The sequence below is a fragment of the Pseudomonas sp. SBB6 genome (assembly GCF_024213215.1).
Lineage (GTDB): Bacteria > Pseudomonadota > Gammaproteobacteria > Pseudomonadales > Pseudomonadaceae > Aquipseudomonas > Aquipseudomonas donghuensis.
In genome coordinates, this window is the sequence record NZ_JANAVH010000009.1 from 35,806 (window position 1) to 55,323 (window position 19,518).

A 19,518-nucleotide genomic window follows, 5' to 3' on the forward strand; every position below is an offset into this window, starting at 1 on the left:
GTATCTTCGGAACCGATTTTACGTGCCATACTCCAACCACTCCCGTTCGAGACAGACGACGCCACACATGCCCAAAGGATTGAAACGCGCCCTCGGCGCCATGCTGGCCGCAGTGGCCCTGTACAGCCTGCTAGGCTTTCTGATTCTCCCAGGGGTTGCCCTGCGTATCGTCAACCAGCAACTGGCCAATTACGCTACGGTGCCTGCGCACCTGCAGCGGATCGAGCTCAACCCGTTCAGCCTCGAACTGACCCTCTGGGGCCTGCAGATCGGCGAGCCGGGCAAGGAGCAGGTCGGTTTCGAACGCCTGTACGCCAACCTGCAGCTCGACAGCCTGTGGAGCGGCGCCCTGCACCTGGACGGGGTCGAACTGGACAAGGCGCGTACCGAGCTGCTGTTCGCCAAGGACGGCAGCCTCAACCTCACCCAGTTGTTCAAGCTGCCAGCGAGCGAGCCCAAGCCTGAAGAACCGGCCAGCGATCCATTCCCGCTGCGGATCGGCAGCATCAAGCTCAGCGAAGGCTACCTGCACTTCCAGGACCTGCGCCCGAGCGAGCCGATCGAGTTCCTCTACGACTCGATGAACCTGGAGCTGAAGAACCTCAGCACCCTGCCTGACGACAGTACCGAGATGACCCTGGTCGCCAATGGCCCGGCAGGCGGGCGCATCGACTGGTCCGGCAACTTCAGCCTGGTACCGATCGCCTCCGAAGGCACCCTGAAGGTCACCGACGGCAAGATGAAAGCCTTCTGGCCCTATGTCCGAGATGCCGTGCCGCTGGTGCTGGAAGAAGGCGTGGTCAGCCTCGATACCCACTACAAGCTGAATCTGTCCAAGGAAACCGAGCTGCTGCTGGACAACGCCTCGGTGAGCATCGCGCCCTTTGCCATCAAGGCCCCGGATGGCCGTCCGCTGGCGCGCCTGGCGCGTCTGGATGTCAGCGAAACCTCGATCGACCTGGCCAAGCAGCTGGTCACCGTCGGCAAGATCCGCAGCGACAAGCTCGAAACCTGGGCGGCGCTGGAGTCCGACGGCCAGCTCGACTGGCAAAAGCTGTTCGCCAGCCAGCCGGCCAAAGCCACGCCAAAAGAGCAAGCCGAACCCGCTGCCGCCGAGCCGGATGCCAAGGACAAAGCCGCAGCTGAAGCGCCGAGCAAGCCATGGCAGGTACTGCTCAAGGACGTGCAACTGCGCAATTACCAGGTGCACCTGGCCGACCGCTCGCAGAAAGAGCCGGTGGCTCTGGACGTTGGCCCGCTGAACCTTGACCTGCACAATTTCGACAGCCTCAATCAGTCGCCCTTTACCCTCAAGCTCGATACCGGCGTCGGTAAACAAGGCAAGCTGCAGGCTGCCGGTGAGGTGAACCTGGCGCCCGTCACCGCCAAGCTCAAGGTCAACACCCAGGACATCGACCTGCGCGTCGCCCAGGCTTATATCAGCCCCTACATCCGCCTCGAACTGCGCAGCGGCATGCTCGGCAGCGACCTCGATGTCGACCTCAAGAGCACCGCACCGCTGGCCTTCAGCATCGACGGCAAGGCCCAGGTCAACCAGTTGCACACCCTGGACACCATCAAGGACCGCGACTTCGTCAAATGGCAGCAACTGAACCTCGACGGTGTGTCGTACCGCCACGGTGATGCCCTGACCATTGGCAAGGTGACCCTGAAGCAGCCTTACGCGCGCTTCATGATCAATGAAGACCGCACCACCAACGTCGATGACCTGCTGATCCCGCAGCCGGCCACCGCGCAATCCAAAGCGCCAAGCAAAGCCAAGGCCCCGGCCGAGAAGCCACTGGGTATCCGCATCGGTGAAATCGACATCAACGACGGCTCGGCCAACTTCGCCGACTTCAGCCTGACGCCAAACTTCGCCACGGCCATCCAGCAGCTCAATGGCCAGATCGGCACCATCGACAACCGTCAGCCGAAGCCTGCCAACGTCGATATCAAGGGCAAGGTCGATCGCTATGCGCCAGTGACCATCAAAGGCTCACTGAACCCCTTCGACCCGATGGCCGCCCTGGACATCGCCACCAGCTTCAAACGCGTCGAGCTGACCACGTTGACGCCGTACTCGGGCAAGTTCGCCGGTTTCCGTATCCGCAAAGGGCGGCTGAACATCGACCTGCATTACGTGATCACCCAGGGCAAGCTCCAGGCCGAGAACAAGGTGGTGGTCGAGCAACTGCAACTGGGTGAGAAGGTCGACAGCCCGGACGCGGTCGATTTGCCGATTCGTCTGGCGGTGGCCCTGCTCAAGGACACCGACGGCAAGATCTCCATCGAGCTGCCGGTGAGCGGCGACCTCAACGACCCGCAGTTCAGCGTCATGCCGATTGTCTGGCAGACCCTGCGCAACCTGGTGCTGCGTGCGGCCCAGGCGCCCTTCAAGTTCATTGGTGGGCTGGTCAGCGGCGGCGATTCCCAGGACCTGGGTAGCGTGGCCTTTGCCGCCGGCTCCAGTGACCTGAGCCCTGATGCGCAAGGCGCCCTGGACAAGCTGGCGACGGCGCTCAAGGAACGCCCTGCCCTGCGCCTGGAAATCGAAGGCACCAGCGCCCAGAGCAGCGACGGCCCGCTGATTGCCCAGCAGCGACTGGAGCGTGAGTATCAGAGTACTTACTACAAGATCCTCCAGCGTCGCGGTGACAAGGTGCCAGCCCAGGCTTCCGACCTGAAGGTGCCCGATGGCGACAAACCGGCGATGCTCGAAGGCATCTACCGCGCCCGCATGAAGCAGCAGCCACCGACCGAATGGGAACAGCTGGACCGTGAGCAGCGCACTACCCAGTTGCGTGACGCGGTGCTCAAGTCGTGGGGCGAAAGCCCGCTGCTACTGCGCCAGCTGGGGCAGGCCCGGGCCAGCAGCATCAAGGACTACCTGGTGGACAAGGGCCAATTGGCGGATGACCGGGTGTATTTCGTAGACGCCAGCCTGGGCCAGGCCGAGGCGGATGGCCGGGTGATTTCGCCGCTGCACCTGGACGCGGAGTGAAGTAATCCCGATCGCGGGGCAAGCCCGCTCCTACAAATCCCCCCCAAAAAAGAAGCCCCGGCAACCAGTGCCGGGGCTTTGAGTGACCAAGTCCTTTTGGTCTTTCGCATGAACCTGCAAGGGTCAGCGAGTCGGGAGCAACTACTCAGTTGGTTTTCAGGCCATCAGCCGAGACGGCTTGAACGCCTTTGATCTTCTTGGCAATGGCGACCGCCATCTCTTTCTGCGAATCGGTCAAGGCCACATCGGAAGACAGGGAGACCACGCCTTTGTTGGTTTCGACCTTGATGTCGGTGCCCGGGACGCCTTTCTCGGTTACCAGGTCAGCTTTGACCTTGGTGGTGATCCAGGTGTCCGAGGTCGCTTCTTTTACTTTGGTCACTTCACCGGCAGCAACGGTCAGCGGAGCCTGGGAAGGCTGTTGGGCAAACGCCGCGTTAGCCATGGTCAGGGTCAGGGCGGTGGCAGTAGCGGCAGCAATAGCGAACTTCTTCATACGAGACACTCCTGTTTTTCGAAAAGTCTGCGCCGTCAGTCCTGGCAGCAGGGTATGAGAACTATTGCAGGGCTTGTGCCAGCTATTGCCATTAATTTTTTACTTATAAATCAGCCGGTTACATATAAAGCTGAAATCCCGAATCGTGCAATTTGCACGCAGTGGCAAAATCCTGCATGCAAGATGCAAGTCCGCAAGACAATGCCTACAGGCATAAAAAAAGGACCCCGAAGGGTCCTTCTTCTTACGCTACGTTCTTAGACGCCGGATGCCTTGGCAGCGGCAACGTCCTTGATCGACAGCTTGATACGGCCGCGGTTGTCCACGTCCAGTACCAGTACTTCAACTTCCTGACCTTCTTTGAGGATGTCGGTCACTTTCTCAACACGAGCATCGCTCAGCATGGAGATGTGAACCAGACCGTCCTTGCCAGGCAGGATGTTGACGAAGGCACCGAAGTCGACGATGCGCTCGACCTTACCGACGTAGATCTTGCCGATCTCGGCCTCGGCAGTGATGCTCAGAACACGCTGACGAGCAGCTTCAGCAGCGTCTTTGGTCTCACCGAAGATCTTGATCGAGCCGTCGTCTTCGATATCGATCGAAGCCTTGGTTTCTTCGCAGATGGCACGGATGGTCGCGCCGCCTTTACCGATGACGTCACGGATCTTGTCGGTGTCGATCTTCATGGCGATCATGGTCGGAGCGTTTTCCGACAGTTCGCTACGGGACTGACCAATGATCTGGTTCATCTGGCCGAGGATGTTCAGGCGCGCTTCCAGGGCCTGGCCCAGGGCGATTTCCATGATCTCTTCGGTGATGCCGTTGATCTTGATGTCCATCTGCAGCGCGGTAACACCTTTGGCGGTACCGGCTACCTTGAAGTCCATGTCGCCCAGGTGGTCTTCGTCACCGAGGATGTCGGTCAGGACGGCGAATTTCTCGCCTTCTTTAACCAGACCCATGGCGATACCGGCAACCGGTGCCTTCATCGGTACACCAGCGTCCATCAGGGCCAGGGAAGCACCACAGACCGAAGCCATGGAGCTCGAACCGTTGGATTCGGTGATTTCCGATACGACGCGGATGGTGTACGGGAACACGTCGGCGGCAGGCAGCATGGCCTGAACCGAACGACGGGCCAGACGGCCGTGACCGATTTCGCGACGGCCAGCACCGCCCATGCGACCACACTCGCCCACCGAGAACGGCGGGAAGTTGTAGTGCAGCATGAAGGGGTCTTTCTTCTCGCCTTCGAGGGTGTCCAGCAGTTGCGCGTCACGGGCAGTACCCAGGGTCGCAACGACCAGGGCCTGGGTTTCGCCACGGGTGAACAGCGCCGAACCGTGGGTCTTTGGCAGTACACCGACTTCGATGTTCAGCGGACGTACGGTCTTGGTGTCACGGCCGTCGATACGCGGCTTGCCGTTAACGATGTTTTCGCGAACGGTGCGGTATTCGATTTCGCCGAAGATTTCTTTGACTTCGGAAGCCGAAGGTTGACCTTCTTCACCGGAGAACTTGGCGATCACTTGCTCGCGCAGTTCGCCCAGGCGAGCGTAACGGTCAGCCTTGACGGTGATGGTGTAGGCGTCGGAAACCGCAGCACCGAATTCACCACGGATGGCGTTCAGCAGTTCGGTGTTGGCAGCGGCTGGTTTCCAGTCCCAGGTCGGCTTGGCAGCTTCGGCGGCCAGCTCTTTGACGGCCTGGATCACTGCCTGGAATTCATCGTGGGCGAACAGTACAGCGCCCAGCATCTGGTCTTCGGTCAGCTCTTTGGCTTCCGATTCAACCATCAGCACGGCGTCGGAGGTACCGGCAACGACCATGTCCAGGCTCGAGGCAGCCAGTTGCTCGTAGGTCGGGTTCAGCAGGTAGCCGGTGCTTTCGTGGAAAGCTACGCGGGCGGCGCCGATCGGGCCTTCGAACGGAATGCCGGAGATGGCCAGGGCAGCCGAGGTACCGATCATCGCAGCGATGTCCGGATCGGTCTTCTTGCTGGTGGAAACGACGGTGCAGACAACCTGCACTTCGTTCATGAAGCCTTCTGGGAACAGCGGACGGATCGGACGGTCGATCAGACGCGAGGTCAGGGTTTCTTTCTCGGAAGGACGGCCTTCACGCTTGAAGAAACCACCAGGGATCTTGCCGGCGGCGTAGGTCTTTTCCTGATAGTGAACGGACAGGGGGAAGAAGCCTTTGCCTGGATCGGCCTGTTTGGCACCGACCACGGTCACCAGTACGGTGACATCGTTGTCGACGGTGACCAATACGGCGCCGGACGCTTGACGAGCAATACGGCCCGTCTCGAGGGTAACGGTCGATTGACCGAACTGGAATTTCTTGATTACCGGGTTCACGGTTTCCTACCTTTTTCAGTGGCTCTGGGGGAACTGGTTCTTGCGAATTCTTGGGCAGCACAGGGAATCGGCCCTGTTGGCAGTCCAGATAAAACTAGAGGTTGGGAGCCTGCCCTGCCCTTGCGGTAAACCGCTCAGGCGAGACAGACAGCCAACCTCATAGATACGCAAGGCGTGCTCACCAGCACGGGGGCCAAAGGCTCCGCCTGGTGACTGCAGCACGCCGTGCACACCACTGGCCAGGCCGCTATTAGCGACGCAGACCCAGACGACCGATCAGGGCGCTGTAACGAGTGGTGTCCTTGCCTTTCAGGTAGTCCAGCAGCTTACGACGCTGGTTAACCATGCGGATCAGACCACGACGGGAGTGGTGGTCTTTGCCGTTGGCCTTGAAGTGGCCTTGCAGCTTGTTGATGTTGGCGGTCAGCAGTGCAACTTGCACTTCCGGGCTACCGGTGTCACCGGCGGCTTGCTGGTATTCGCCAACGATCTTTGCTTTTTCTTCAACGCTGAGTGCCATCTGGCTTCTCCAAATCAAGGGAAACCGAACAAACGGTTTCCAATAGGCCAGGGACTGCTCCCTGTATTCATAAAGTGAGGCGTGACCGTGCCTATTAACAGCCATCCTCTTTACCACCAGTACCAGGCCTGAACCTGACACTGAAGGTTTCGATCATTCTGACCGAATCAATCGACGTGGCGCGATGCGCCCGTCTTCGCTCACTTCACCGATACCGATGAAACGACCGTTGTGATCTTGTACCCGGACCATGCCGAACTTCGGCGCGTCGGGGGCTCTGACCGGCTGACCATTGAGCCAGTAGAACGCACTGTGCTCGGAGAACTGCAACAGTGGCCAGTCCTGCAGACCGCTGTCCGATGGCATCAGGAAGCGATCGACCGCTTCGTTGCCACCTTCGGCGTGGACCGCTTCGAGCTCTTCGAGGGTCACGGTCTGGGCCAGCTCGAAAGGACCGGCGTGAGTACGGCGCAGTTCAGCGACATAGGCTCCGCAACCGAGCACCTCGCCGATATCCTCGACCAGGGTGCGGATGTAGGTGCCTTTGCTGCAGCCGACCGACAACCGGACACGGGTGCCTTCGCACTCGAGCAATTCCAAGCGGTTAATAGTAACAGAACGCGCCTCGCGCTCCACTACTTCACCTGCACGGGCAAGCTTGTACAGCGGCTGGCCGTCACGCTTGAGGGCCGAGTACATCGGCGGTATCTGACTGATTTGACCACGAAATTGTGGCAAAACCGCTTCGATATCGGCGCGACCAACGGTCACGTCACGGGTTTTCAGCACTTCACCTTCGGCGTCGCCCGTGGTGGTGGTCTGACCCAGTTGCATGACCGTCTCGTAGCCCTTGTCGGAATCGAGCAGGTATTGCGAAAACTTGGTCGCCTCGCCGAAGCACAGTGGCAGCACGCCGCTGGCCAGTGGATCGAGGCTACCGGTGTGCCCGGCCTTTTCGGCGTTGAGCAGCCAGCGGACCTTCTGCAGGGCGGCGTTGGAGGTGAACCCCAACGGCTTGTCGAGCAGGATGATGCCGCTGACGTTACGACGGATACGCTTGACCTGAGCCACCGCTTACTCCTTGGTGTCCGGGGGCGTGTCGGAAGCCTGGTGCAGCTTGTCTTCGGCGACGGCGCGCTCGATCAGGGCCGACAGGTGGGCACCGCGACTGATGCTTTCGTCATAGTGGAAATGCAGTTGCGGCACGCTGCGCAGTTGCATTTCCTTGCCCAGGTGCACGCGCAGGAAACTGGCCGCACCGTTGAGCACCTTGAGGGTCTGCTTGATGTCTTCCGCGCCTTCCTGGCCCATGGAGGTGATGAACACCTTGGCATGGCCGACATCGCGGCTGACATCCACAGCGGTAATGGTGACCACGCCGACACGCGGGTCTTTGACTTCACGACGGATCAACTGGGCCAGCTCGCGCTGGATCTGATCGCCAATGCGTTGGGTACGGCTATATTCTTTTGCCATTTTTGCTACCTGTAACTAAAGCGGCAAACGCCCGGCCAGGCTAGAGCCGGACCGGGCGTTGCGTTCAGAGCCGCCAAGCGGCGCCCTGGGGCGGGCGATTGGCGGTTCCCATGCTCGCGGCTTAGAGCGTACGAGCCACTTGGACTTTCTCGAAGACTTCGATCTTGTCGCCGACCTTGACGTCGTTGTAGCTCTTGACGCCGATACCGCATTCAATGCCGGCACGTACTTCGGACGCATCGTCCTTGAAGCGACGCAGCGATTCCAGCTCGCCTTCGAAGATCACCACGTCCTCGCGCAGTACGCGGATCGGACGGTTGCGGTAGACCACACCCTCGACGACCATACAGCCGGCGATGGCGCCGAACTTCGGCGAACGGAACACGTCACGCACTTCGGCGATACCCAGGATGTTCTCGCGAACATCGCTGCCGAGCATACCGGTCAGGGCTTTCTTGACGTCTTCAATGATGTCGTAGATCACGTTGTAGTAACGCATATCCAGACCTTCCTGCTCGACGATCTTGCGCGCGCCGGCATCGGCACGCACGTTGAAGCCGAACAGTACTGCATTGGAAGCCAGGGCCAGGTTGGCGTCGCTCTCGGTGATACCACCGACACCGCCGCCGATCACGCGAACCTGTACTTCGTCGTTGCCCAGGCCGCTCAGGGAGCCCTGCAGGGCCTCGAGAGAACCACGAACATCGGACTTGAGCACGATGTTGAGGGTCTTCTTCTCTTCCTGGCCCATGTTCTCGAAGATGTTCTCGAGTTTGCCAGCGTGAGCGCGAGCCAGTTTGACCTCGCGGAACTTGCCTTGACGGAACAGGGCAACTTCACGGGCTTTCTTCTCGTCAGCCACTACCGACAGCTCGTCACCGGCGTCCGGGGTGCCATCCAGGCCGAGGATCTCGACCGGGATCGACGGGCCGGCTTCTTTAACAGTCTTGCCGTTTTCGTCGAGCATGGCCCGTACACGGCCGTAGTTCGAACCGCACAGGACCATGTCGCCCTGACGCAGGGTACCGTCCTGAACCAGCACGGTAGCCACCGGGCCGCGGCCCTTGTCCAGACGCGACTCGACCACCACACCACGACCCGGGGCCGATGGAGTGGCCTTGAGCTCGAGGATCTCGGCTTGCAGCAGGACGGCTTCGAGCAGTTCGTCGACACCGGTACCCATCTTCGCCGACACCTTGACGAACGGCGTGTCTCCACCCCAGTCCTCGGAAGTGACGCCTTCGACGGCCAGTTCGTTACGGATGCGATCGAGGTCAGCACCCGGCTTGTCGATCTTGTTCACCGCAACGACCAGCGGAACACCGGCAGCCTTGGCGTGCTGGACCGCTTCGCGGGTTTGCGGCATCACGCCGTCGTCCGCTGCAACCACCAGGATCACGATGTCGGTCGCCTTGGCACCACGGGCACGCATGGCGGTAAACGCGGCGTGACCAGGGGTGTCGAGGAAGGTGACCATGCCGCGGTCGGTTTCCACGTGGTAGGCACCGATGTGCTGGGTAATACCACCGGCTTCGCCAGCAGCAACCTTGGCACGACGGATGTAGTCGAGCAGCGAGGTCTTACCGTGGTCAACGTGGCCCATTACGGTCACGACTGGTGCACGGGAGAAGGTCTCGCCTTCGAACTTCAACGACTCAGCCAGGGAATCTTCCAGGGCGGTGTCGCTGACCAGGGTGACCTTGTGGCCCAGCTCTTCGGCGATCAGCTGAGCTGTCTCCTGGTCGAGCACCTGGTTGATGGTCACCGGAGTGCCCAGTTTGAACATGAACTTGACCACTTCAGCGCCCTTGACGGACATCTGGTTGGCCAGGTCGGAAACCGTGATGGTCTCGCCGATCTGCACGTCGCGGATAACCGGACCGGTCGGGTTCTGGAAGCCATGGGCGTTGCGCTTCTTCGGCTTGCCCTTGCCACGGCCACCACGACGGAAGCCATCGCTTTCTTCGTCGGTGGTACGCGGAGCGGCACGCGGGGTAGGCGCCTTTTCCTTTTCCTTGACCTTGACCGAAACGCGCGGCGCTTCGTTACGGCGCTCGCCGCCACGACGCTCGTCGTCACGCGACTTGTCGCTGCGACGGACGTCGTCTTTCTTGCGCTCGGCAACCGGTGCCGGAGCGGCGTCGGCGGCGTCGATCACAGGTGCTGCAGCCGGAGCCGGGGCAGCAGCGGCAGCAGCCGGTGCGGCGTTCGCAGCGGCTGGCTGGCGACGGGCTTCGTCCTCGGCACGCTGACGTGCTTCGGCATCGGCTTTTTCACGGGCAGCGTTTTCCGCTGCACGGCGCTCTTCCAGCTCGCGCTTCTGCTCGGCCTGGATTTCTTCCGGGCTGCGCTGAACGAATACTTTCTTCTTGCGTACTTCTACGCTGATGCTCTTGCTACCGGCGACACGCAGGGTGCTGGTGGTTTTGCGCTGCAAGGTGATCTTGCGCGGCTCTTCCACTTTTGCCTTGTGGCTGCTTTTCAAATGAGCCAGCAATGCCTGCTTCTCATTGTCGGTCACTACCTGACCGGCGTCGGTGTGCGGCAGACCTGCCTCACGCATCTGCTGCAGCAGGCGCTCTACCGGTGCAGCGACCTCTTGGGCCAATTCTTTCACCGTGACTTGCGTCATGCACTTCTCTCCTCAGGCCGCGCCTAATTACTCGAACCAGTGGGCTCGGGCGGCCATGATCAACTTGCCGGCACGCTCTTGGTCGATGCCGTCGATGTCGAGCAGGTCGTCAATCGACTGCTCGGCCAGGTCTTCGCGGGTAACTACGCCGCGCACCGCCAGTTCCATCGCCAAATCCTTGTCCATACCCTCAAGCGAGAGCAGGTCTTCGGCCGGATGGGCGTCTGCCAGCTTTTCCTCAGTAGCGATGGCTTTGGTCAACAGGCGATCCTTGGCGCGAGCACGAAGCTCGTTGACGATGTCCTCGTCAAAGCCGTCGATGTTGAGCATTTCTTCCAGCGGTACGTAGGCAATCTCTTCCAGGCTGGTGAAGCCTTCATCGACCAGCACCTGTGCCAGCTCTTCGTCGACTTCCAGCTCGTCGATGAAGTTGCGCAGGATGTCACCGGTTTCAGCTTGCTGCTTGGCCTGGATGTCCGATTCGGTCATCACGTTCAGGGTCCAGCCGGTCAACTGACTGGCCAGGCGCACGTTCTGGCCACCACGGCCAATCGCCTGGGCCAGGTTGTCGGCACCCACGGCGATGTCCATGGCGTGGGCATCTTCATCGACGATGATCGCCGCGACTTCAGCCGGCGACATGGCGTTGATGACGAATTGTGCAGGGTTGTCGTCCCAGAGGACGATATCCACACGCTCACCACCGAGTTCGCCGGACACTGCCTGGACACGCGAACCGCGCATGCCGATACAGGCACCTTGCGGGTCGATGCGTTTGTCCTTGGAGCGCACGGCGATCTTGGCGCGCGAACCCGGATCACGGGACGCGGCCATGACTTCGATCAGGCCCTCGGCGATTTCCGGCACTTCGATGCGGAACAGTTCGATCAGCATCTGTGGCGCGGTACGCGACAGGATCAACTGCGGGCCGCGGTTCTCGGTGCGGATTTCCTTGAGCAGTGCACGCAGGCGCACGCCAACACGGAAAGTCTCGCGGGAGATGATGTCTTCACGGGCCAGCAACGCTTCGGCGTTGTTGCCCAGGTCAACGATGACGTTGTCACGGGTGACCTTCTTGACGGTACCGGAGATGATCTCGCCCAGACGCTCGCGGTAGGCATCTACCACCTGAGCGCGCTCGGCTTCACGGACCTTCTGGACGATGACTTGCTTGGCGGTCTGGGCGGCAATGCGGCCGAATTCGATCGACTCGATCTTCTCTTCGATCACGTCACCGACTTTAGCTTCAGGATGGGTGTCCTGAATCTTCGCTGGCCACACTTCGATCGCCGGATCGTCCAGATCCTTTTCTTCGACGACAGTCCAGCGACGGAAGGTTTCGTAGCTACCGGTGTGGCGGTTGATTTCCACACGCAGGTCGACTTCGTCGTCAAAACGTTTTTTGGTTGCAGTGGCCAGAGCCACTTCCAGCGCTTCAAAAATTACGCTGGCCGGTACGCCCTTTTCGTTGGATACCGACTCAACAACCAGCAGTACTTCTTTGCTCATCGTACGCCTCGCCTTTCGCAAGCCATTGGATCCGCGCGGTCCGCGGGATCCGGCACGTCTCAGTCAAAACTGGGAATAATGTTGGCCTTGTCGATCGAATCGATCGGCAACAGGAATTCGTTGTTGTCTACCTGGACCACAACATCCTGATCCTCCACGCCACGGAGAAGGCCCTGAAAGTTACGACGACCTTCAAAGGGCGTACGCAGCTTGATCTTCACTTGTTCGCCGGCATGCGAAGCAAACTGTTCCAAGGTGAACAGCGGGCGATCCATGCCAGGAGAGGACACTTCAAGGGTATATTCGGACGTAATCGGGTCTTCGACATCGAGGATCGCACTGGCCTGGTGACTGACTTTTGCGCAGTCATCAACCAGCACGCCATCTTCTTTATCGATATAAATCCGCAGGACCGAATGTTTGCCTTGAGAGATGAATTCGATCCCCCAGCATTGATAGCCAAGAGCCTCGACCACCGGGGCCAACAAGGCCTGCAACTGTTCTAGCTTGCTCGACACCTGAACCCCCTCGTGCATGCTATGCAAATAAAAAATGGGCAAAGCGCCCATCCCTGATACGCCGTTGAATACCGGCGCTATGACTGTTCAGCCAAGAAAAAGCCCCTGCAAAAGGGGCTCCGCTGAAACTGGTTGCGGGGGCTGGATTTGAACCAACGACCTTCGGGTTATGAGCCCGACGAGCTACCAGACTGCTCCACCCCGCGACAAAGCTGGGGCGAAAGTATACGACCGAACCCCGACAGGGTCAATCTAACCTCCACCTACAAGAAAGCCCGCTGTAGCGGGCTGTCTTGTTTCAATTGGTACCGAGAAGGGGACTCGAACCCCTACACCCTATGGGCACAACCACCTCAAGGTTGCGTGTCTACCAATTCCACCACCTCGGCAATACTACTTTGAAACCCGTTACTTCTGCTCTTGAGCCGGAGGAACATCGCCAGTCTTAGTGGCTTCGCTCTTCTGCTCCTGGAGCACCGGTACATCATCTGTTGCCGGCTTTTGCTGCTTCACTTCCAAGACCGCTGGATCTGGCAACCCTACTTGAGTCAGCTCTTGAGCTTTCTCCTTAGCAAAGTATCCTAACCCAAGAGCAGTTAAGAAGAAAGAGGCAGCTAGTATAGCAGTAAACTTACTCAGAAAGGTAGCAGAACCTTGGCTTCCGAACACAGTATTTGAAGCACCTGCGCCGAAAGATGCACCCGCTTCCGCACCTTTACCCTGTTGCAGCAACACCAGCACTACCAAACCCAGCGCGCCCAACAGATGCAAAACAACGATCACTGTTTCCAGCATTTTTCAGTTTCCTGCGGCGCGACAAATTGCACCGAATTCGTCTGCGTTCAGGGAAGCCCCACCAATCAGGCCCCCATCGATATCCGGCATGCCGAACAGTTCAGCCGCATTGGCCGCCTTCACGCTGCCGCCGTATAGAAGCCGCACACTCGCTGCGACTTCCGGGTTCTTTGCCGCCAACTGCTCGCGAATGGCCTTATGCACATCCTGAGCCTGCTGTGGCGAGGCTGTCAGCCCTGTACCGATGGCCCATACAGGCTCATAGGCAATCACCGCACTGGCGAAGACTTCGACACCGAACGCTTCGATGACGCTGTCCAGCTGACGCCCGACAATCTCAAGCGTTTTACCCGCTTCGCGCTCTTCGAGGGTTTCCCCTACACAGAGCACTGGCTTCAAACCACAAGCCTGTGCCGCAGCGAACTTGCGATTGAGGACTTCGTCGTTCTCGCCAATGATCTGGCGGCGCTCGGAGTGCCCAATCAGTACCAGCTCGCAACCTGCCTCGACCAGTTGACTCGGTGCAATTTCACCGGTCAGTGCGCCTTGCTCAGGCTGTACCGCAGAATTCTGAGCGCCGACGGCGATCGCCTTGCCTTGTACGCCATCAATTACCTGATTGATGTACAGGGCGGGGGGAAACACCGCGACCTCGACACCGCTCGGCAGGGCGAGATTACTCAAGCCCTTGATCAGCTCAGCGACGCTGGCGCGGGTACCGTGCATCTTCCAGTTACCAGCTACCATAGGGCGACGCATGCTGTACCTCGTCGGTCAAAGAGGGCGCAGATGTTACCCAACCCGATCAGCTCTGGCAAGCGTAATTCAAACGCAAACTTCACTTACCAGTTTTGCCAGGGCTTCGGCGTGGCCGCGGACCTGATTTTCATCCTCGCCTTCGACCATTACCCGCACCAGAGGCTCTGTCCCGGACTTGCGCAGCAGCACACGACCACGGCCGGCCAGCGCTTCGGTAACCTTGGCACTGGCATCCTTGACCGCCGGATGTTCCAGCGGGTCGACCTTGCTCGCACCAAAGCGCACGTTGATCAGCACCTGCGGGCACTTGCGCAGGGCCTGACGGGCCTGGGCCAGGGTCTCTTCGCGGCGTTTGAGGGCCATCAGCACCTGCAACGCGGCGATGATCGCATCACCGGTGGTGGTGTGGTTGCAGCACACCACGTGCCCGGAGTTCTCGCCACCGATGACCCAGTCGCGCTCCAGCAGCTCGGCCATCACGTAGCGGTCACCGACCTTGGCGCGCACGAACGGGATGTCGAGGTCCTTCAGGGCCAGCTCCAGCCCCAGGTTGCTCATCAGGGTGCCCACCACCCCGCCCTGCAGCTTGCCGCGCTCATGCAGGTCACGGGCGATGATGAACAGCAGCTCGTCGCCATCGACGATGGCGCCGGTGTGATCAACCATCAGCACCCGGTCGCCGTCGCCATCGAAGGCGATGCCGAGATCGGCATGGCCCACCAGCACCGCTGCCTGCAGCGACTCGATGTGGGTCGAACCGCAGTTCTCGTTGATGTTCAGGCCATCAGGCTGCGCTGACAGCACGGTGACATCGGCACCCAATTCGCGAAACACGCTCGGCGCGACCTTGTAGGTAGCACCGTGGGCGCAGTCGACCACGAGCTTGAGGCCGGCAAAATCAGTGCTGCTCGGTACGCTGCTCTTGCAGAATTCGATGTAACGCCCGGCCGCATCGTTGATGCGCGAGACCTTGCCCAGCTTGCTCGATTCGACCACGGTCATCGGCTGGTCGAGCAGTTCCTCGATCATCAGCTCGACTTCGTCCGGCAGCTTGGTGCCCTGCCCGGAGAAGAACTTGATGCCGTTGTCGTCATGGGGATTGTGCGAAGCACTGATAACGATGCCCGCTTCGGCATGGAAGGTACGGGTCAGGTAGGCGATGGCCGGGGTCGGCATCGGCCCGAGCAGCATTACATCGGCGCCCGCCGCTGACAGCCCGGCTTCAAGCGCCGACTCGAACATGTAACCGGAAATTCGCGTGTCTTTACCGACCAGTACCCGGCAGGCACCCTGCTTGCGAAAGGCCATGCCCGCCGCCCAGCCGAGCTTGAGCATGAAGTCAGGGGTGATGGGGTATTCGCCGACACGGCCACGAATACCGTCGGTACCAAAATATTTTCTGCTCATAGATGCTCCATCACTCTTATTCGGCGGCTTGCACCGCAGCAATCATCCGCACTACATCGGCGGTTTCGGCGACATCGTGAACGCGCAATATGCTCGCGCCCTTGGTCATCGCCAGCGCAGCCAGGGCAAGGCTGCCATAGAGCCGTTCTCCAACCGGACGGCCCAGGGCCAGGCCGATCATGCTTTTGCGCGAAACACCTACCAGCAAGGGACGCCCCAACCGGTAAAGTGCTTCCATGTGCTTGAACAGGCTGAGGTTGTGCGCCAGGGTCTTGGCGAAGCCGAAGCCTGGATCGAGGATGATCCGCCCGGCCTCGATGCCGACTGCCGCACACGCTGCCATACGCTGTTCAAGATAGTTCGCCACCTCGGCGGTGACATCCTCGTAATGCGGATTGTCCTGCATGTCGCCCGGCTCGCCACGCATATGCATCAGGCACACCGGCAAACCGGTGGCTGCTGCGGCATCCAGGGCACCATCACGGCTGAGCGAGCGCACATCGTTGATCAGTCCGGCACCGAGCCTGGCCGATTCGCGGATAACCGCTGGCGTCGAGGTATCGACCGAGATGATCACATCCAGCTCGCGATTGATCGCTTCGACGATCGGCGCGACGCGCTCCAGCTCTTCAAGCGCCGACACCGCACGTGCACCGGGGCGAGTGGACTCGCCACCGACATCGACCAGGGTCGCACCGGCAGCCACCATCGCTTCGGCGTGGCGCAAGGCTGCGTCACGCTGGGTGAAGCGGCCGCCATCGGAGAAGGAATCGGGGGTGATATTGAGGATACCCATGACATGGGTACGGGACAAATCAAGAACCCGGTTGCCGCAAGGCAACCGGGTCGGGTACTGCTGTGAAGTCATATGTGCCCTTAGACTTGCGCCGCTGGACCGCCGATCGGCGACTCAGGGCGATCGCTCTGCGGAGCAGAGGCGCCTGGAGTGCCCGATCCACCTTCCCAGTCACGCGGTTCGCGCGGCTCGCGACCGGCCATGATGTCGTCGATCTGCTCGGCATCGATGGTCTCGTACTTCATCAGCGCATCGGCCATGGCGTCGAGTTTGTCGCGGTTTTCGGTGAGGATCTGCTTGGCCGTGGCGTAGCACTGGTCAATGATGCTGCGTACTTCCGAGTCGATCAGCTTGGCGGTCTCACCGGAGACACTGGCGTGCTGGGAACCGGCACTGCGGCCCAGGAACACCTCACCCTCTTCTTCGGCATACATCAGCGGACCGAGTTTTTCCGACAGACCCCACTTGGTGACCATGTTACGGGCAATCTGGCTGGCTCGCATGATGTCGTTGGAAGCACCGGTGGTGACGCCATCGAAGCCCAGGGTCATCTCTTCGGCGATACGGCCACCGTACAGCGAACAGATCTGGCTGATCAGCGCGCGCTTGGACAGGCTGTAGCGGTCTTCCTCAGGCAGGAACATGGTGACACCCAGTGCCCGGCCGCGCGGAATGATCGATACCTTGTAGACCGGATCATGCTCGGGCACGACGCGACCGACAATGGCGTGACCAGCCTCGTGATAAGCGGTGTTCTGCTTCTCTTTCTCGGACATGACCATGCTCTTGCGCTCGGCGCCCATCATGATCTTGTCTTTGGCCAGCTCGAACTCTTTCATCTCGACGACGCGCTTGCCACCACGGGCAGCGAACAGCGACGCCTCGTTGACCAGGTTGGCCAGGTCGGCACCGGAGAAGCCTGGAGTACCACGGGCAATGACCGCTGGATTGACGTTCTCGCCAATCGGCACCTTGCGCATGTGCACCTTGAGGATCTGCTCACGGCCACGGATATCCGGCAAGCCTACGACGACCTGACGGTCGAAGCGGCCTGGACGCAGCAGCGCCGGGTCGAGGACGTCCGGACGGTTGGTCGCGGCGATGACGATGATACCGTCGTTCATTTCGAAGCCGTCCATCTCCACCAGCAACTGGTTGAGGGTCTGCTCGCGCTCGTCGTGACCGCCACCCATGCCGGCGCCACGATGGCGACCGACGGCGTCGATTTCGTCGATGAAGATGATGCACGGTGCGTGTTTCTTGGCCTGTTCGAACATATCGCGAACACGGCTGGCACCGACACCGACGAACATCTCGACGAAGTCGGAACCGGAGATAGTGAAGAACGGCACCTTGGCTTCGCCGGCAATAGCCTTCGCTATCAGGGTCTTACCGGTACCTGGCGGGCCAACCATGAGTACGCCGCGAGGAATACGACCGCCCAGGCGCTGGAACTTGCCCGGATCGCGCAGGAACTCGACCAGCTCGCCGACTTCTTCCTTGGCTTCGTCGCAGCCGGCAACGTCGGCCAGGGTGGTTTTCACCTGATCTTCAGACAGCAGGCGCGCCTTGCTCTTGCCGAAGCTCATCGGCCCGCCCTTGCCCCCGGCACCGCCTTGCATCTGGCGCATGAAGAACATGAATACAGCAATGATGACCAGGATCGGGAAGCTGGCGACCAGCAGTTGGGTCCAGATGCTCTGCTGCTCTGGCTGTTTGCCCTCGACCACGACGTGGTTGTCGACCAGGTCACCGATCAGGCCGTTGTCCTGAATGGCCGGACGGATGGTCTTGAAGCTGTCGCCATCGGTACGTTTACCGGTAATGACGTAGCCGTCGACCGCAACGCGCTCGACCTTGCCATCCTTGACCTGCTGAATGAAGTCGGAATAGTTGAGGGTCTGCGGCTCATTCGGGCTGGAGAAGTTGTTCATCACTGTCACCAGGACAGCCGCGATGATCAACCACAGGATCAAGTTCTTTGCCATATCGTTCAATTAGCTACCCTCTGAAGCCGGCTGACGGCGCAGCCGTGCCTCGCATGATATTCACCGGCTTAACTTACTACATAACCTACACATCTGCAGGCGCCGTCTGTAACCCTTTGTGAAACCTAGACTACACGATGTTCATCCAGGTCAGGCAGGAGAGCCGATTGGAAAAAACTATCGGATACCCTGAAAGCCGCCGGCCTGACGCCCTACTCGCCGCGATAACCCCTCGCCAGCAAGTACTGCTCGCGGGAGCGGTCCCGCGAAGAATCAGGCTTGAGCATCTGGACCTTGTCGAATTTCTGACGAGCGTCCTTGAGGTATACGTCAAACCCTTCGCCCTGGAAAATCTTGATCAGGAAATCACCACCCGGCTTGAGCACCCGGGTCGCCAGATCAAGGGCCAGCTCACAGAGAAACATGGCCTTGGGAATATCCACGGCAGGCGTACCACTCATATTGGGGGCCATATCGGAAATCACAAGGTCTACGTGCGAATTACCCACCGCTTCGAGGATCTGCGCCAGCACTTCGTCCTGGGTAAAGTCACCCTGGATGAAGGTAACGTCGGGAATGCTGTCCATTTCCAGGATGTCGGAAGCGATCAAACGCCCCTGACCACCAATCAGACGACTGGTCACCTGCGACCAGCCACCCGGGGCCGCGCCCAGGTCGACGACGCTCATACCGGGGCGGATAATCCGGTACTTTTCCTGGATTTCCAGCAATTTGTAGCTCGCACGCGAGCGATAACCGTCCTTTTGCGCCTTTTTAACGTAAGGATCGTTGAAGTGTTCTTTCAGCCAGCCAAGGCTTGTCTTGGAACGCGCCATTGGGCACCTCGATGATAAGGGTCGTGATTAACTGGGCGGATCCACGGGCCCTCGGGTAAAATGGCCGCCATTTTTACAGAATCAGACAAAGGGTCAGATTATGCCGCTCAATAACGAGCAGAAGAAACAGTACAAATCCATTGGCCACGACCTGAAACCAGTTCTGATTGTGGCAGGCAATGGGCTGACTGAAGGGGTTATCGCCGAACTCGAACGCGCCCTGGTCGATCACGAACTGATCAAGGTCGAGATTCGCTCCGAAGACCGCGAAGAGCGTGCCGCCGCAATTGCCGCGCTGTGCAAGGCCGGCCGCGCCGAACTGGTACAGACCATCGGCAAGAAGGCGCTGATCTATCGCCGCAATCCGCAACCGAACAAGCAGTTGTCGAACATCCACCGTTACAAGTGATGTTCGCCCC

Annotated in this window: 16 protein-coding genes and 2 tRNA genes; 2 read left to right on the plus strand and 16 right to left on the minus strand. The window is 59.9% G+C overall.

Annotated elements, in window-relative coordinates; all coding sequences use genetic code 11:
• Positions 1-67: 67 nt before the first annotated feature.
• Entirely contained in the window at positions 68-3,004 is a 2,937-nt protein-coding gene (locus NLX68_RS18015; protein ID WP_254285100.1) for a DUF748 domain-containing protein, read from the plus strand.
• A 145-nt stretch (positions 3,005-3,149) separates the two neighbouring features.
• On the opposite strand, the gene NLX68_RS18020 is transcribed toward NLX68_RS18015, so the two are convergent.
• The 16 genes from NLX68_RS18020 to rlmE form a co-directional block, all read right to left on the minus strand.
• Positions 3,150-3,500 carry a BON domain-containing protein gene (locus NLX68_RS18020; RefSeq protein ID WP_254285101.1) on the minus strand — a complete coding sequence of 117 codons (351 nt, stop codon included), beginning with the start codon at positions 3,498-3,500 and terminating at the stop codon, positions 3,150-3,152.
• Positions 3,501-3,757: 257 nt separating this feature from the next.
• On the minus strand, positions 3,758-5,863 hold the full coding sequence (gene pnp, locus NLX68_RS18025) for a polyribonucleotide nucleotidyltransferase (protein WP_010222986.1): 2,106 nt from the start codon (positions 5,861-5,863) through the stop codon (positions 3,758-3,760).
• Between the two features lie 250 nt (positions 5,864-6,113).
• A complete protein-coding gene (rpsO, locus tag NLX68_RS18030) occupies positions 6,114-6,383 on the minus strand; it encodes a 30S ribosomal protein S15 (RefSeq protein WP_010222985.1) in 270 nt (89 codons plus the stop codon).
• A 153-nt stretch (positions 6,384-6,536) separates the two neighbouring features.
• On the minus strand, positions 6,537-7,454 hold the full coding sequence (truB, locus tag NLX68_RS18035) for a tRNA pseudouridine(55) synthase TruB (RefSeq protein WP_254285102.1): 918 nt from the start codon (positions 7,452-7,454) through the stop codon (positions 6,537-6,539).
• A 3-nt stretch (positions 7,455-7,457) separates the two neighbouring features.
• Complete coding sequence (gene rbfA, locus NLX68_RS18040; RefSeq protein ID WP_254285103.1) at positions 7,458-7,859, minus strand: 30S ribosome-binding factor RbfA; 402 nt, start codon at positions 7,857-7,859, stop codon at positions 7,458-7,460.
• 121 nt (positions 7,860-7,980) lie between these two features.
• On the minus strand, positions 7,981-10,491 hold the full coding sequence (gene infB / locus NLX68_RS18045) for a translation initiation factor IF-2 (RefSeq protein ID WP_254285104.1): 2,511 nt from the start codon (positions 10,489-10,491) through the stop codon (positions 7,981-7,983).
• 27 nt (positions 10,492-10,518) lie between these two features.
• Positions 10,519-12,000: a transcription termination factor NusA gene (gene nusA / locus NLX68_RS18050; protein WP_107026431.1), complete on the minus strand. Its 1,482-nt coding sequence runs from the start codon at positions 11,998-12,000 to the stop codon at positions 10,519-10,521.
• 59 nt (positions 12,001-12,059) lie between these two features.
• Entirely contained in the window at positions 12,060-12,518 is a 459-nt protein-coding gene (gene rimP / locus NLX68_RS18055) for a ribosome maturation factor RimP (protein ID WP_010222980.1), read from the minus strand.
• 129 nt (positions 12,519-12,647) lie between these two features.
• Positions 12,648-12,724, minus strand: a tRNA-Met gene (locus tag NLX68_RS18060).
• A 97-nt stretch (positions 12,725-12,821) separates the two neighbouring features.
• A tRNA-Leu gene (locus NLX68_RS18065) sits at positions 12,822-12,907 on the minus strand.
• 19 nt (positions 12,908-12,926) lie between these two features.
• Positions 12,927-13,313, minus strand: coding sequence for a preprotein translocase subunit SecG (gene secG / locus NLX68_RS18070; RefSeq protein WP_010222979.1), 387 nt, complete (start codon positions 13,311-13,313; stop codon positions 12,927-12,929).
• Positions 13,314-13,316: 3 nt separating this feature from the next.
• Positions 13,317-14,072: a triose-phosphate isomerase gene (gene tpiA / locus NLX68_RS18075; protein ID WP_254285105.1), complete on the minus strand. Its 756-nt coding sequence runs from the start codon at positions 14,070-14,072 to the stop codon at positions 13,317-13,319.
• Positions 14,073-14,138: 66 nt separating this feature from the next.
• Complete coding sequence (glmM, locus tag NLX68_RS18080; protein WP_254285106.1) at positions 14,139-15,479, minus strand: phosphoglucosamine mutase; 1,341 nt, start codon at positions 15,477-15,479, stop codon at positions 14,139-14,141.
• A 16-nt stretch (positions 15,480-15,495) separates the two neighbouring features.
• Positions 15,496-16,347, minus strand: a complete 852-nt coding sequence (gene folP, locus NLX68_RS18085) for a dihydropteroate synthase (RefSeq protein WP_254285107.1) — start codon at positions 16,345-16,347, stop codon at positions 15,496-15,498.
• 8 nt (positions 16,348-16,355) lie between these two features.
• Complete coding sequence (gene ftsH, locus NLX68_RS18090; RefSeq protein ID WP_254285108.1) at positions 16,356-18,263, minus strand: ATP-dependent zinc metalloprotease FtsH; 1,908 nt, start codon at positions 18,261-18,263, stop codon at positions 16,356-16,358.
• 212 nt (positions 18,264-18,475) lie between these two features.
• Positions 18,476-19,099 (minus strand): 23S rRNA (uridine(2552)-2'-O)-methyltransferase RlmE, encoded by a 624-nt coding sequence (gene rlmE / locus NLX68_RS18095; protein WP_010222974.1) that lies wholly within the window; start codon positions 19,097-19,099, stop codon positions 18,476-18,478.
• Positions 19,100-19,199: 100 nt separating this feature from the next.
• Between rlmE and yhbY the strand changes: the two genes are divergently transcribed.
• Positions 19,200-19,508 (plus strand): ribosome assembly RNA-binding protein YhbY, encoded by a 309-nt coding sequence (gene yhbY, locus NLX68_RS18100; protein WP_010222973.1) that lies wholly within the window; start codon positions 19,200-19,202, stop codon positions 19,506-19,508.
• Positions 19,509-19,518: the final 10 nt, after the last annotated feature.